The 14,954-nt window shown below is 61.5% G+C and carries 14 protein-coding genes and 1 pseudogene; 9 read left to right on the forward strand and 6 right to left on the reverse strand.

From position 1 onward, the window contains the following. Positions 1-91 precede the first annotated feature (91 nt). On the reverse strand, positions 92-1,003 hold the full coding sequence (locus tag E1956_RS45035; protein ID WP_134760529.1) for a LysR family transcriptional regulator: 912 nt from the start codon (positions 1,001-1,003) through the stop codon (positions 92-94). A 111-nt stretch (positions 1,004-1,114) separates the two neighbouring features. Beyond that, the gene (locus E1956_RS45040; protein WP_232072519.1) at positions 1,115-1,573 is read right to left on the reverse strand and encodes a nuclear transport factor 2 family protein; all 459 of its coding nucleotides are present in this window, start codon (positions 1,571-1,573) and stop codon (positions 1,115-1,117) included. A 213-nt stretch (positions 1,574-1,786) separates the two neighbouring features. On the opposite strand from E1956_RS45040, the gene E1956_RS45045 reads away from it, so the two are divergent. The 5 genes from E1956_RS45045 to E1956_RS45065 all read left to right on the forward strand — a co-directional run bounded on the left by E1956_RS45045 (position 1,787) and on the right by E1956_RS45065 (position 7,860). Beyond that, complete coding sequence (locus E1956_RS45045; RefSeq protein ID WP_134760898.1) at positions 1,787-3,253, forward strand: aldehyde dehydrogenase family protein; 1,467 nt, start codon at positions 1,787-1,789, stop codon at positions 3,251-3,253. Positions 3,254-3,345: 92 nt separating this feature from the next. Next, entirely contained in the window at positions 3,346-3,984 is a 639-nt protein-coding gene (locus E1956_RS45050) for an NADPH-dependent F420 reductase (RefSeq protein ID WP_134760531.1), read from the forward strand. Positions 3,985-4,026: 42 nt separating this feature from the next. Beyond that, complete coding sequence (locus tag E1956_RS45055) at positions 4,027-5,286, forward strand: hypothetical protein (protein WP_134760533.1); 1,260 nt, start codon at positions 4,027-4,029, stop codon at positions 5,284-5,286. A gap of 33 nt (positions 5,287-5,319) precedes the next feature. Then, positions 5,320-6,684 carry a hypothetical protein gene (locus tag E1956_RS45060; protein ID WP_134760535.1) on the forward strand — a complete coding sequence of 455 codons (1,365 nt, stop codon included), beginning with the start codon at positions 5,320-5,322 and terminating at the stop codon, positions 6,682-6,684. Further along, positions 6,685-7,860, forward strand: a complete 1,176-nt coding sequence (locus tag E1956_RS45065) for a hypothetical protein (RefSeq protein ID WP_134760537.1) — start codon at positions 6,685-6,687, stop codon at positions 7,858-7,860. 568 nt (positions 7,861-8,428) lie between these two features. On the opposite strand, the gene E1956_RS45070 is transcribed toward E1956_RS45065, so the two are convergent. Continuing rightward, positions 8,429-8,698 carry a DUF1488 family protein gene (locus E1956_RS45070; protein WP_134760539.1) on the reverse strand — a complete coding sequence of 90 codons (270 nt, stop codon included), beginning with the start codon at positions 8,696-8,698 and terminating at the stop codon, positions 8,429-8,431. A 246-nt stretch (positions 8,699-8,944) separates the two neighbouring features. Between E1956_RS45070 and E1956_RS47985 the strand changes: the two are divergent. After that, positions 8,945-10,043: pseudogene (locus E1956_RS47985) on the forward strand (IS701 family transposase); the annotation flags it as partial. 167 nt (positions 10,044-10,210) lie between these two features. On the opposite strand, the gene E1956_RS45080 reads toward E1956_RS47985, so the two are convergent. Together E1956_RS45080 and E1956_RS45085 are read right to left on the reverse strand one after the other, a co-directional pair. Next, on the reverse strand, positions 10,211-11,140 hold the full coding sequence (locus E1956_RS45080) for a hypothetical protein (RefSeq protein ID WP_134760541.1): 930 nt from the start codon (positions 11,138-11,140) through the stop codon (positions 10,211-10,213). A 590-nt stretch (positions 11,141-11,730) separates the two neighbouring features. After that, positions 11,731-11,922: a hypothetical protein gene (locus E1956_RS45085; RefSeq protein WP_134760543.1), complete on the reverse strand. Its 192-nt coding sequence runs from the start codon at positions 11,920-11,922 to the stop codon at positions 11,731-11,733. A gap of 257 nt (positions 11,923-12,179) precedes the next feature. On the opposite strand from E1956_RS45085, the gene E1956_RS45090 reads away from it, so the two are divergent. Then, positions 12,180-12,527: a hypothetical protein gene (locus E1956_RS45090; protein ID WP_134760545.1), complete on the forward strand. Its 348-nt coding sequence runs from the start codon at positions 12,180-12,182 to the stop codon at positions 12,525-12,527. On the opposite strand, the gene E1956_RS45095 is transcribed toward E1956_RS45090, so the two are convergent. Next, complete coding sequence (locus E1956_RS45095; protein ID WP_134760547.1) at positions 12,528-12,869, reverse strand: H-NS histone family protein; 342 nt, start codon at positions 12,867-12,869, stop codon at positions 12,528-12,530. 699 nt (positions 12,870-13,568) lie between these two features. Between E1956_RS45095 and E1956_RS45100 the strand changes: the two genes are divergently transcribed. Continuing rightward, positions 13,569-14,204, forward strand: a complete 636-nt coding sequence (locus E1956_RS45100; protein WP_134760549.1) for an H-NS histone family protein — start codon at positions 13,569-13,571, stop codon at positions 14,202-14,204. 438 nt (positions 14,205-14,642) lie between these two features. After that, positions 14,643-14,864 carry a hypothetical protein gene (locus E1956_RS47315; RefSeq protein WP_232072525.1) on the forward strand — a complete coding sequence of 74 codons (222 nt, stop codon included), beginning with the start codon at positions 14,643-14,645 and terminating at the stop codon, positions 14,862-14,864. The last annotated feature ends 90 nt before the right edge of the window (positions 14,865-14,954 follow it).

The raw sequence follows: 14,954 nt of genomic DNA on the forward strand, positions 1-14,954 counted from the left end.
CGAGGCGCTGCATCGGCATGTCGCATTGGCCCCCCTGTTCGATTCGTTAGTGACCGTGTCGATTCCCGATAGCGGGTCTCGCTATCGTGGTTCAGACCGGCAACGACGCAAAGAGGCCGGGCACCATCTGCGAGGCGAAGTCCCTGAAGATGCGGACCTGCCGGGGCAGATACCGGTCGCGCAGGTTGGCGATCGTGAGGTCGAATACCGGCAGATGCCAGTCCGGCATGACCTCGACGAGCAGCCGGTCGCGCATGAGTTCCGGCTGAACGATGGGCGGCAGCTCGCCAATGCCGCAGCCTTCGAGCAGCGCCACGATCAGGCCCGTGTAATCGTTCATCGCGACCACGGGCTGGAAGGAAACCGTCTCCGTATCCCGGCCGTTGACGTGAACGAAGCTCCAGCTATAGTCCGGCTTCCAGAAAGAGAACGCGAAAAGCCGGTGTCCGAGAAGCTCTCTCGGCGTTTCGGGAGCGCGGCACTGCGCGAGGTATTTCGGACTCGCGACCACCTGATGACGGTATGTCAGCAGAGTGCGCGCAGCGAGCGTTGCATCGGTGTAGGTTCCGACCTTGAACGCGATGTCGACGTCCTCGGCGATTTGATCGACGATGCGTTCGGTAATGAACGCCTTGACCCGGACGTTGGGGTAAGCCTGCTGAAAGGCACCGACCACAGGAACGATCAGCGAGTCGGAGATGCTCGGCGGCGCACAGAGCCGCAAGGTGCCGAACACCTCCGGGAGCCGGTTCGAGATGACGTTGTCAACCGCTTCGCTGACCTCGCTGGCATGCCTCGCGAGTTCGAAAACTTCGGCGCCAAAGTCCGTGAGCCTCAGGTGGTGTGTCGTTCGCTCGAGCAGGCGAACACCCAGCTGATCCTCGAGTTCAGCGATACGGCGGCTCACGGAGGAAACCGGCATCTTGAGACGCCTGGCCGCCTCCGAAAAGCTGCTCGCCTCAACGACCATTGAGAAAATCAGCAGGGAATTCAGATCCTTCATCACCGCTTCGCTCTATCCGAACCTCACCGCGCGACGGCATACAGGTTACTGCCGCAATGAGACGGGAGCAAGGCGGCGGTCCGCAGAGCGTGCCGCTCACGGCCTCGCCGTTCAGATCACGACCTGCTCGCCGTCCGGATTGCTCTGGAATGTCCAGCTTCCCCCGCTCCGGAATGATGCGCCCGTCGCGAACGTGTCCTCCATGAACTGGAGATAGGTGCAGCGGCCTTGCTCGACCTTTGCGAACACCGCGAAGGGCGTCGTGACGAGTTTGGACAAAACGGTCGATCGATACGTGAATCGGCCGAACATGGCCGCGTATTCGCTGGTGCCGAACAGCGCTTCGGGTTCGAAGGATTGAATCTCCCAATATCTGCCGACGTCCACGAAGGTCTTGACGATGCTCTCGGGGCCGCGAGACGTGCCGGCCCAGGGCATGATGCGCTTCAGGTCGAGATTTTCGTAATTCAGCGAAACATAGATCACGTCGGGCGTAACAAGTGATCGGACATGGTCGATATCGGTGGGCTTCTCCACTATCGAGGACAGCACTTCGGTCGGAGCGAGCATGGCGGTGACTCCCGGACGGGCGCCTGATTCCAGGCACACGCTTAAGCATACAAAGGCCACTCCTCCTGCGAGCTTTCCAGATATGGAAATCCGATTTCCGGATTGCCCATTAACGGTCAGACGAGCGGTTACCTACCATGCAGAACAACGCGTGACACGCGGGCGTGTCGGCGGTTCCTCCGGCGACGGCGGCCAACCGCTCGGGAGTGTGATATGGCTTCTCAGTTGCGAGCTCGGCACTGGATCGGCGGCGAATGGGTGGATGCACCGGATCTCGCCGAGAGCATCGATCCGGCAAGTGGAGAGACGATCGGCACGTACACCGAAGCGTCCGGCGCAATGGCAACCCGGGCGATTTCCGTCGCGCGCGAGGCCTTCAACAACACCGACTGGCGCGAGAATCGTCGCCTGCGGGCAAAGGCGCTCAACGAAATGGCGGACCGCTTCGAGGCACGGACCCGCGATCTGGTCGAGATCCTGATGCTCGAAAACGGCAAGGTAAGAGCTGAAGCCGAATTCGAAGTGACGATGGTGCCGTCCAAACTGCGCTTCTACGCCGCCGTGGCCCTCACCGATTACGGGCGCGCCATGGAAACCGCGCCGGGACGCTATACGACGACGCTGCGCGAGCCGGCCGGCGTGGCCGGCATCATCGCGCCGTGGAATTCGCCGGTCGTGCTCTTCATCCGTTCGCTGGCGCCGGCGCTTGCCGCAGGCTGCACGGCTGTCGGCAAGCTTCCCGGATTTACCGCGCAGACGAACACGCGGATGTGCGAAGTTTTCAGCGAAGTCGCCAGCTTGCCCGCGGGTGTCGTCAATGTCTTTACCGAAGTCCATAGCGCCGGCGCGCGGGTGCTGGTCGGATCTCCCGATGTGCCGGTCATCAGTCTGACTGGCAGCTCGAAGACCGGACGGGCGATCATGGCGGCCTGCGCGGCGAGCATGAAACGCTTCGGTGGCGAGCTTGGCGGCAAGACGCCCATGCTGCTGTTCGACGACGCCGATCTCGACGCGGCATTGCCGAGGATCGAGAAGGCGCTGACCGTGTTTGCCGGACAGTTCTGCATGACCGGTAGCCGGCTTCTGGTCCACCGTTCCATTCTGGATACCGTGCGCGAGCGCCTCGCGGCGCGGCTGGAAGCGGTCAAGGTTGGCCCGGCTGCGGATCCATCGAGCGACATGGGACCGATGATCAATATGGCCAATGTCCGCCGTGTCGACGGTATGGTCGAGGCTGCGATTGCAGCGGGTGCCGCCGTCATCGTGCGCGGTGGCCCGTTCAGGGACGGGCCGCTTGCGCGGGGCGCCTTCTACCGGCCGGCACTTCTCGAGATCAACGACCAGGCGATGCCGATCGCACAGGAGGAGGTGTTCGGCCCGGTCCTCGTCATGCAGGCCTTCGACAGCGAAGAGGAGGCGGTTGCGCTGGCGAACCAGTCTGAGTATGGGCTTGCCGCATCGGTGTGGTCCGCGAACGTGGACCGCCCGCAGCGCATCGCGCGACAGTTGCAGGCTGGCACCGTCTGGATCAACAACTGGGCGGTCGTCTACGACGAGACGGAAGAAGGCGGCTACAAGCAGAGCGGCCTGGGCAGGTTGAATGGCGTGTCCGCCGTCGACGACTTCGTGGAATACCGCACGGTCATTCACGAAATCGACCTGGGCGCGACGCGCCGGTGAGGGCCGCGCCTCTTTCGCCTGACGCGGCGTCGCGCACGCCTCCCGGTTCGTTCCTGCCGTCCCGGCAGGAGGCGGAAAGGAGATCCACTGTCATGAAGACTGCGATTATCGGCCTCGGAAATATCGGCGCCCGGCTGGCGAGGAACCTGACTGCCGGCGGCGAGAGGATCATCGTTGCGGCGAAGACGCTGGAAGCGGCGGAGAAAGTCGCTCACCAGTTGGGAAGCCGTGCCGAAGCCATGACGGTTGAAGAGGCGATCGAGAAGGCGGACGTCATAATCCTTGCCATCTACTTCGATGCGATCAAGCAATTTTTGACCGCGCATCGCGACGCGCTGGCTGGAAAGATCATCGTCGATCCGTCGAACCCCATCGCCCCGGATGGAAAAGGCGGCTTCAGGAAGACGATTCCGGACAAGCAATCATCTGGACAGCTAATTTCTGGGCTTCTCCCGGATCGCGCGCGGCTCGTCAAGGCGTTCGGCACGCTGGGTGCCGGATCGCTCGAGGCCGCCGCGAACCGGTCGCCGGAGCGGGCGGTCCTGTTCTATGCGGCCGACGACCCGGAGGCCGGAAACATCGTCGCAAGACTCATCTCCGCGAGCGGATTCGCCCCCATAAGGGTGGGCGGCATCGACCAGTCTCTGCGGATCGAGGTCGGCGGTGACCTGCATGAGTTCGGCAAGCTCGGCAAGCTGGTCTCTGTCGAAGAGGCCGAGTCGCTCGTCTGAGCAGGGTGCGTACGTCGCGCCAGATGACAGGGAGCATTCATCGTGAACATCGAAACGCGCCAGGTTTCCACGGTTGCCGAATTGCGAACGGCAGCCGCCGACGACCATGTTCAGCAAATCGTCGTTTCCGCGCCGATTGCCGACGTTCCGGGTCTGCGCCTGTCGCCCGGTCAGACGTTGACGGGTATCGACGCACAAGTCGCACTGCGCTTTGCGTCCGGCAGCGACGGGCTGGAGCTTTCGTCTGATAACCAGGTTCACGGCCTGGAGCTATTCGCCGATCCCGATCGGCGTGTGGTTTTCAACGATACAACGGTCGACGGACTGGGTCGGCTCGTGCTGCACGACCTGACTGTCGAAGGCGTGGTGCGATTGCTGGCCCGTGACCGGGTGCTTAGCGGCCACGTCGAGGCGCACGATATCGACATTCGGACTGCGGACGCACGCGGCTACGAGGAGCGGCCGAAGGGGTACGGCGTGGAAGTCATCCCCGGCGCATTCACCCTCTGGAACCAGCACGACGATCGCGCCGTGACCATCACGGCGGACCTCACCGGATTGTCGGCGGGCCGCGCGGGTGCGCCTGTTCGCGGGAGCGGCATTTTCGTCAGCGGTGGCGGGGAGACGGGCGGGCGGTTGGTGGCCCATCGTCTGGAGACAGGCGCCGTCCACAGCGATGGCGGAATTGCACCGGGCACGCCGAATCGCATCACCGGCGGCGTGTTTGTCGTGTCGGGCGCTTTCGTCGCGAGCGTGCGCAATCAAGGCCCGGTCACGACATATGGCCCGAACGACATGGTGCTCGACAACTGGGGGACCGTCGACCGCTGGATCGCCGATGGCAAGGTCACGTCCTACGGGCCGAGTGCGATCGGCTTCGTCAACTTCGGCACCGTGGATCGGCTGGAGCTCAATGCGTTGATCGAAACATTCGGCCAGGGATCGCGTGGCTTCAACGTCTATACAGGAACCGTGCGTTCGGCAGAATTCGAACGTGTTGTCACGCATGCCGACGGCGCAGTCGGCATGCAGATCAGCCAGCCCGTCGGTGAGATCACGGTACGTCGAGGTATTGAGACCTGGGGCGGCACGGGAGATTCGCTGGTCAAAGGCGTCGTTATCCGGCTGGCTGCGACGGCACTCAGCATCAAGCCCGGAGGTTCGGCGCGAAAGATCGCGATTGCCGGTGGCCTCATCACTCATGGCGAGAGCGTGAATCCACTGGAACTGCACGGCGCGATCGACTCGCTCGAGATTAGCGGCGGGTTGGTGGCCGCCGGCGGTGGATTCGAAAAGATCTAGAACCGAACGTCAACGCCACAGCGAGGGATCGCCATGGACAAGTCGACAAAAGCTGTGCCGGCAACGAATGATCGCTCGAGGCGGGCGTTCCTGCGGGCAGGCTCGACCTCAGCGCTCATGCTTGCCCTGTCCGGACCGGCGCTGGCCGGGTACGAGAAGACTGCAGCCAATGTGGAGCGATCCGCGTCGCTGCACTCTGGCGGTCCCCTCCGGTCGGCAGGCGCGCTCGAGTTCGGGCCCGGCAATGTTCTCTTCGTTGGCGATATCACGGGTGCAGCCGTCCATGCGTTCGCGCTCAGGAATGCTGATCTGACCTCGCAAGCCGACGTGGAAGTGGGGAATTTCCAGAATTTCGAGGGCCGCGATCTGGTCCTCGGGCTCGATCAGAAACTCGCTGCGCTTTTCGGCACCACCGTCAGTCATATCGTCGTCAACGACATGGCGATTCATCAGCCCTCCAGGCAGATCTTCATCTCGGTCGAGCGCGGGCGCGGACCGGACGCCATACCTGCCATCGTGAAGATCGACCACGGCAAACTGGAGGTGCTCGAACTCGACGGCATCCCGCACACGCAAGCCGCGATTCCGAACGAGCCGGACCGCAAGGCGATGCTCGAATTCGAGCCGCAGCGGGTGTATGCCATCACGGACGTCAAGTACTACAACGGCGAGGTTTTCGTGACCGGCATTTCGAATCAGCGATTCGCGTCGACACTGTATCGAATCCCGTACCCATTCAACTCGCGCCAGGCGACCTGCACCGTCGAGATCTGGCATCCCACGCACGGCGAGTTCGAAACGCGTGCCCCGATCATCCGGCAACTGATCCGCGAGATGCAGGGGAAGCCCTATCTGTTTGCCGTGTACGGTTGCACGCCGCTCGTTCGTTTTGATCTGAACGACTTGAAGGACGGCGCTCACGTGCGTGGGGACACGATCGGCGAGCTGGGCTATGGGGCCAACCCGCTGGACATGCTGATCTATACCGATCCATTCGATCACAAGGACTATCTGCTGGTCACTATCGACGTACGCAGCGCTTCACGCATCGAGGCTGCGGAGTTGGTATCGGCGAAACCGGAGCCGACCGGTGGCCCGATCGATTTTGGACCGGGCGGCCTCGGCCGCACGCAGCGCGATCTGCCGATCCGTGCGGAACATCTCGCGATCCTCGATCCGAAAAGGGCGGTCGTCGTCTGGCGGCACCCGAAGACGTCGTATCGGCTGGACGTCGGCACGTTGATGGTCCCGTACTTCTTCGACCGCAGGTTGGGCATGGCGGAAATGAACTGGCCAAATGGTCCCGATCCTTTCCACTATCGGGAGCATCGTAACGAGATCGACCATGCCAGGGCGCCGGTCCGGCAGCCAGGTGCGGACATTGCGAAAAGAGATTGAATGAGGATTCAGGTGATGCTCCAGCCGACATTGCGGGTGGATGACGATGCGGGAGAGAGCGGGGTGGCCTGCGTTGGCGTTCACAACCTCGATTCTGACCTGGTCAGGCTTCTTGATGAACACCGGCGTTCGGACCGCTTGCTGCAGTCCGTGCTTTGCGTGAACGTCGCCGAACCAGATGCGCCTTGCTGTGATGATCTCCCGAATGTGCCTGGCCGCTATCAATTCCTGGAGGCTGCGGTCCGATTCATTCCGCGTTTTCCGTTCGAATCGGGCCTGCGCTATCGCGCGAGATTCGATCCACGGCCGCTCTGCCGCGCGGGCTGCCAGAACGTGCTGACGCTCGACTTCTCGCTTCCGAGCCCGGTTAGTACCGAGCCGACCTCCGTGAGTGGTATTTTCCCGTCCGCCGACGTACTGCCGGAAAACCTGCTTCGTTTCTACGTGTGCTTTTCCGGGCCGATGCAGCGCGGCCGGGTGGAAGAACAGATCAGGCTTCTGGGCCCGGACCGACGGCCTGTGCCCGATGTCCTCTATCGGCCGCCGCTCGAGCTCTGGGACAGGGGCATGCGGTGCCTGACGGTCCTGCTGGATCCCGGCAGGCTGAAGCGCTGGGTAGGACCGAATCGCGAACTGGGCCCACCGCTGCGGGCTGGGCAACGGTACGTACTGGCCATCGGTTCAGGCATGGTCGACTTGTCAGGTCGTTTATTACGCCAGAACTTCTACAAGCCGTTCGTTGCCGGGGAGGCAGTCCGCGAGCCTATCGAGGTCGCGCACTGGAAGGTCCTGTCGCCTGTCGGGAAGAGCCGGGAGCCTCTGACGATCCTGTTTCCCAGACCGCTGGATTGGGCGTTGCTCCGACATGCGATTGTGGTTGATTCGGACTGCGAATCACTGATACCGGGGCGTATCTCGGTCGATCGTGGCGAAAGACGATGGCGCTATACACCTGCGTCGCCCTGGGCGGGGGGGTGGTACTCCGTTCGTGTTGCCCCGGACCTTGAAGATGTCTGCGGCAATAGTCTGCTCGCGGCGTTTGACAGACCGCTCCGGACTGGCAGTAGCGTGACTGTCGAGACCACGAATTGCATGATCCCATTCCTGGTACGCGGCCCGCTCGACCACGCCTCGTCGATACCAGACAGCCATGCTCTTCGGCATTCGGCGCGGTAGTCTGATCGCGTGGTGACCCATCTAATGTCGCAACTGTGACACTTTCGACGCGGCCTACGGTTTGAGGCCCTTCAATTAGTGTGCCAACCAGGTAATCAGGATATCGCAGGGCATCGTAGTGCAGGCGAAAACACCCGCATCGCGGCGGTGGTGCAGCGCTTCGACGATGAGTCCGAAGGCGGGTGCACGGCGGCTCGCACGCGATATCATGGGCGATGTTCGGATCCTCGAGTCGAAGAAATCGTCCGGTGCTTTGTCGAAGTTGTAGCCGTAGTCGGCGATTCTCAAGTTGACGCTATGGCTCGCCCGGTTCCGCGAGTCTCGCGAGCAACGCCGCGGAGTCGGGCAGTGCATGCAGATAGTCGACCAGCGCGCCGATAACGGGTGGCTTCACGGTTGCCCGGGCCGATTCGGTGAGGGAATAGCGGTCGTCTTGGGGGCGCACCCATTCGATGGGCTATGGGATCTCGACCTGCGCAGAGGCGGGGGCGCTTACGTGGAGTTACGAAACGTACAATTCCAAATCTCTGAAAGGAGCAATTGGGTAGCCGTCTAACGTGCAGGTGCCTCAGTGGCGCGCGAAATCCGCCGGCGTCAGCTCGATGTGTGTCGCGGGACGGGCGAGCAACTTCCGTTCGGCTATCGCGCGGATGCGGCCGTAGCCATCGCGAAAGGTTTTGAGGATGCGGGCGTCGCTCGCGTGTGGCTCGAGCCAGAAATACGCTTCCAGCGTCGCGATCGTAATCACGCATCCGATCGTGCTGTTCTGGCGTACGAGTCCAAACTCCACGCCGAGACGACTGGCGAGCACCTGAGGTTCAAGATCGGCTGTTTCCATAGACGGCGAGGATTCGCTTTGGATCAGGTCGCGGTGATTTGATTTTTGCACATGTCATGCACTTCGGGTAGCGGCGCTGTATTTCACAATGCATAGCGCTTGCCGCTTCGGGCTGTGGGCGATCAGAAAGGTGGGCCGGAGAGAACAACACCGTCCGGCAGCCTCGCCGGTGTCTCTGGTTCACGAGAACACGAGACACTGCTCGTCGACATGGATGTGCAAGGTAACAGCAACGCCGTGAGTCGGTGCGGTCACTGGACGGCGTATTTCAAGCTTCTGGAGCGCGGCACCTGGCGTACGGTGCCAATCGCGCGAGCGCTGCTGAGACTGGTGCTGCAGACTTGCCCAGCGGCACGCTCACCATTGTCCTGGACGATACGCTGATCATGCGGTGCTCGAAGAAGGCACCGGGCGTGGCTTGGCGACACGAGCACAGCGGCAAGACCAACCGGCCCAAACACGTCTGGGCGCAATGCATCGTGACTCTGGGTGTGAGCGGGGCGTCGGCGTGGTGCTGCCGATCATCTCGCGACTGGTTCCGGAAACGGGCAACACCACCAAGCTCGAGATTGCGCTGGCGCTTGTGCGTGCGGTCTCGGGTGTGACGGAGCGCTCCATACGTGTGCTGTTCGACTCCTGGTTCATGCGCGCGCGTCTGGTCCTGCCATTGCTGCGTCGGAACATGCACGTCATCGGCCAGGCGCGTATCGATACTGCGCTGTTTCTGCAGCCCGTACGATCCGGTGGGTCCCGGCGTGGACGGCCGCGTATCTATGGCAAACGTCTTTGCGCTGAGGTCATCGAAGCGCTGCCCGCAACTGAATTGACGATAAGGCTCTACGGCAAGGAACAGCTCGTACGCCTGCGTTCGATAGTCGCCGTGGCTCGCTTCCTCAAGGGCACGACGGTGCGCGCCGTCTGGTGCCAGTTCTACAACGACAAGCGGCAGGAATGGACAAAGCGACATCTGATCCTGGCTTCCGAAGTGGATCTGGAGGCACAAGCCATCGTTCAGCTTTACGCGCGCCGCTGGGGCATAGAACCGCTGTTTCACAATCTCAAGCGCTGGTGGGTATTCAACAAACTCTGGTAGCGGACGCGCACCGCACTCGAACTCCGGATGCAGATTCGTTCGTGCGCCTGGACACTCACGCAGTTGCTCAGCCTGGCGATTGCCGACGACTTCCCGATGCGCAAGATTGCGCCGTGGAGAATCGGTCAGCTTGTCATCGCTGGCCTCGTCGCCCAATGGCTGCGTCGCGAATTTACCGGACTTGCCTATCACACTCCCGTGCATGGGAAGTCCCGAAAATTCCAGAGGCCCGAAGCGCGTCGCGCCCCTTGATTTACCAGTCGATGCCGCTTCTGCGGCTCTGCATGTTTGCTTCATCGCGATCTCGGTCTCGTTCGCTGCCTCGCCACTGCCACTTAGCAACGGTCGGCGACGGCGTTCGAGTGTCTAAAGTCCAGGAAGCAATAGACGCTCCTACCTTGCGAATCTGACTGAACCGATCAATACGCCAGGCCCAGACGGACTGTCCACCCTTCGACGTGGGGACCAAATAGATAGGCTGCTCCTACCCGTAGGCGCTTCGACTGTGCGTTGTCTCGCGAAAGCGGAAGTTCGAATCCGCCCCCGATGTTCGCGATCGTTGAAAACCCAAGAGCGCCATGATTGGGGCCGAAGAATCCGCCATATCCCGTATTGACGACGTAATTCAAGGGGCGCGCAAACAGCTGGGCGCCCGTCGGTCCCGCGTAAGCCAACTGGATCGACCATGAGCCGGCCGCTTCCCTGAATCGCAGTAGAGGATCCGACTCATCAAAGCTGGAGACCCAGGACCACGCAATATGACCACGAATAGTTAGCGTCTGCGCTGGCGCTATGCTCGTCGTCCATTCGAGTGCGGTGTTCGGAGTAATCAGCCATGCGTTTTCGTGCCAGTTGAACAACGGCCCGTCAGTGAGTGGCTTTAGGGTAGGCGCTGCGCCCGCATACGAAGCGTCATTGAGCAGCCTGGCCACGCTAAGGTCCAGGCCAGGCTCAAATGTGAACCCATAACCCAGTTTGCTTTTCAGGAACAGGCCGCCCGTCGCGCTGAATGCGAACCACTTGCTCGCGATGCTACCTGCCGCGTCGTTCGGCCCGCCGATTGCGAACGTGCCCTTTTCACGAAAGTAACCGGCGGAAACTCGCCAGCCAATACTGTTCCGATCCGAAAGCGCTGCCAAACTGCCCTCATAGGGGATCCGGGTAACGGTGAGCGATTGCACACCCGAGATGTCGAGGTGTGCGGAGCTGATGTCCGGCGTCGCGATCAAGTTCAGAATTTGTGAATAGCCCGAACCGAGACGCGCGGCGCCGATGATGTCCCGGCTGGACTGCGCAACGGCTACGGGTGTGCCTGCGACGGCGGAAAGAACAACAAGAAGCCGGGCCACACGGGTCAGCGAAATGCTACGGTGATTTCGGCTCCAAGATCGTATGCGGATTTCTCTTCGTTTTGCCGAGCATATACGCGCCAGACGGACAATGTGGCGTATAGGTAGCCATAATTTTCATTTATATTAACATCGGATTCCTATTCAATTAAGCATCCGGTACATGCGGGGTGCGTTATGGCCAGAATCTTGAGGGATTCTGCGGTGCCGACACACCTTGTGGTGCCGCGACCACCTCAATCGCCGCTACTTTTGACGCTGCAATCTGCGCGCATTGCCAGAGGACGGCTTCCTCCCAATGTGATGATGGCTGGATTGCGTTGCTTTGCCGTTGGCCACTGACAGCTTCGCCTCTCCTGGGCGGCAATTCGATGTCCGACAGTGATCCCGCGGGCTGCCCCGCACCATCAACCTGGCCTGTCGAGACTACGCGGCAGTGGAAGGTGTTGCAACTAACAGTCGTTCACACTATATTTAGGCAACGCCCGACGGCGGCCACACCAGCGCACAGCAATGGGGGAGCTTGCCGGACCTGAGGCTGGTCCCCGGGGCGCAGCGTTCGTGAAGGGCCGTCATCCGGCGGGGGCCGTCTAGAGAAGCCTGAGGTTGCGGATCTGGCCAATCGAGGGCGACCGTTCAATGATCAGTCTGGCGACATATTCAGCCAGCAGTGCGCGCGGGATGTTCGCAGGCACGTCGGCCACGACCTGTGACGGGACGTGAACGATGAATTCGTCCGGTGCGGAAACGAGACTGTGCTCGTAACTGACGCGTACTTCCATGTTAGTTTCGTTTGGGTAGCGGGTTGGCGGCGTTGTACACGGCATGGGTACCCGCCTGCGAACAGGGACTGTGCGGAGTGTAGCGTGGGTTGAGCCATGCCGGAGGAACGCCTGCTCGGACTTGGCATGTCTGCGGCCGTGGTCTTCAGGCGCGCGCGGTTGCGGATAAGGGTACCGGTTATGGGAGACGCGTTGCCGCTTTCAACGACGATAGCCAATCGTTCAGTGATGGCGGGCGGGGCGAAACGAGGACGCTGATGGACGAAGAGACGAAAGCGGAGCTGCTCGCTTTCCTGGTGGTGGGGCAGCTTGTGGCACTGGCACGCAATGGCGACTGGCTGAGAACGGACCACATGATCGAGTCATCCTGGATCTGGCTGAGTTCGAACAGTGCGCGATGCGACTGGCTTACCCGCGCCCGGCTGGTCGCCGCCGCCCGGGAACTGGCTCCGCAGGTGCGTCACTGGCCTTTTCCGAAAGATGAGACGAGTCTTCTGCGGCTTTCCAATCTGCAGTCAGGCTGGTTCCTGGATTACCGGACCGAGATCGTGCAACGGCTGCACGCCTTCTGCGCAGAATATCTGGAGCGGCATATCACGGGTTAGTCAGCCCGCAGATGCCAACGATCGCACGTTTCTGGCGAGGCGGGTGCCGGCAAATGGATCATTGCGCCAGTCGATGCCGCAGTGCTTTCCTGGCACTTCACGGGCAGTCCCATTGATTGCAAAATGCTCGCGCGACTGACCGGCGCTCATCGCCTGTTGAAGCCACTGCGGGATTTCACCCTTGCCGTCCCAGGTTTCCCCCGCGGCGTTGCGGTAACGTGTTTTGCTGTGCCGCCGCTGATCACGTGCGATGGATTCAGCGAGATCGTCGGGTTTGATGCCGAATTCCGCCATCCTCCGACGCAGATAGGCCACCATGCTTTCCCGTTTGCGTTCGTCCACGCTTCCTTTCCGTATCTGGCTTGACTCTGTGCTGGCGACCTTGATGGAGCGACCACCGTGCTGCAACGCACTCACGGGAGTCCGAGGCGCCTCGGCACAACTGACCGCTAATGTCGCGATTTTATCGGGCCATCCGGTGGCCGGCATATCGCGGTGGACCCTGATTTTCAGGCTGTTTAGCTCAATACTTCACCGAAACCGTGCCGCCATGGCAGGCGTCGGAAATCACGTTTTCATGCATGGACAATAGGGGCTCTTTCCTGGCACCGGAGAACTGTCTGAGACGCAATCGTTCCAGGCGATATGCGAGGACTTCCGTTCCAGGATTGCCATGATACTTCCAGGGGATCATGTGCCAGCCGAAGAAGAGGCCCGAACGAGACGGGTCTGACTATCCAGGCGTATTAACGATGTATCGCGTGTGCTGGCGTTCAGGCCCAATACGTGGGTTTGCTCGACATGAGATATAAGTGCGGAAGACGAAAGTGTCTCCGGCAAAAGTAATTTCTCCGCAAGTTCAACTTATTTCGAGGCTGCCCTCGAGTGCCAGGGTCAGCTTACGGTTTGCGCGTGCGGATCTTTAAAGCCATAATCTGCGTCGCGACGATGGCGTCAATCGTGACGGGCCAGAATGAACTTCGCTGTACCAGGGAAGTTTCAGGATCGCATAAACCGAAAACCCTAAAAGGAGCGAAGACAATGGTGACTTTGGATGCGATCAACCTGAAGATAGCAAAACTTCAGAAGCAGGCGGCAACGGTCGCTCAAAAACAGTCGTCGGCCGGACTGACCAAAATCCGTGATCTGATGAACAAGTACGGACTGAGCGTCGCTGACATCGAGAGCTTTGTCGGGAAAAAGCGTGGCCGCAAGCCATCCGCGCTGGCCGCGACAGGTGCAGCGAAGACTCCCCGAACAGGCGTGCATCACGTTGAACCGAAATACGCCGATCCGAAGACGGGCGCGACGTGGAGCGGTCGCGGGCGGGCACCGGCCTGGATCAGCGGCGCGAAGGACCGATCGAAATTCCTCATCGGCGCAGGCACGAACACGAAGGCTGCCGATGTGAAATCGGCTCCTGCGGAAAGCGCACCGGTGAAGCGTGCTGCCGCGAAAAAATCCGTCACGAAAAAGGCTGTCGTGAAAACGGCTGTTGCGAAAAAACCCGCCACGAAGACGGCCCGCGCGCGCGGCGCAGCATCATCGGCCGACGGTGTGCGGGCACGTAAAGCCGCAGCGCCCGCGAAAAAGACGCGTGCACCGCGCAAGGTCGCCACGAAAAAGGCACCGGCAGCGGTCGAGGTCGCTGCTACGCCTGAAGTGGCAGCACAGTAACGCTCAATCCAGTCGTGGCTGACGACGCCCGCTCCGGCGACGCCGGCCCGCTGCGTCCGGTCTATCGGCTGCAGCAGCCGGCAGGCGTTCGCTCTGCCGGCGTTTTTGCCCGTACGCACACACGATCTGGCGGCGCGATTCACGACGTGCACCCTTCGATGCCTGTCGCGATTCAGGCAACGCAACGGGCAATGCCGGCGACAGCTTTAATCTCCCGGTGCATCGCGTGTCTGCGTTGCGCGGAATCACGATTTCCGCCAGGATAGACGCGGCGCCGCGCGTGCACGCGGTGGACCGCAAACTCCCGCATTCCCTCGCATGCCTGCTCGCTTCGAACTCGTTGCTCTTGCGCTTCCCGCCGGACACGCTCCCGAGTCACTTCCGCTTCCGGTTGCGCAGTTCATCGCGACATGTTGGCCCGGGATGAGCCGCGCCCAGATGCTCGATCGTGCGCGCCGCCTCGCCTTGCGGGTCTCGCTTCGCGCATTGCGCGGAAGCCGGCCGGATGGGGTGGGGCTGTTTTCGCTCGTGATGAACGGGGCTGACGGTAACGCGGAGCTTGTGGCGCACGTGCGGCGGGTCAAGCGCCGCCGCACCGCTCGCCGCGCGAAGGTCTCGCTGGCGCCACCGCGCGACGTGCGGCAGCAGGAACTGTTCTGAGCAGCGGGCAGCGGATGCCAGTCTGCTCTTCCATGAAACGTGTACGGGGCGTCATGCGGATTGCAGCTTCCGTAGCGTGGTCAAATCCGC

Source organism: Paraburkholderia pallida, assembly GCF_004524855.1.
Lineage (GTDB): Bacteria > Pseudomonadota > Gammaproteobacteria > Burkholderiales > Burkholderiaceae > Paraburkholderia > Paraburkholderia oxyphila.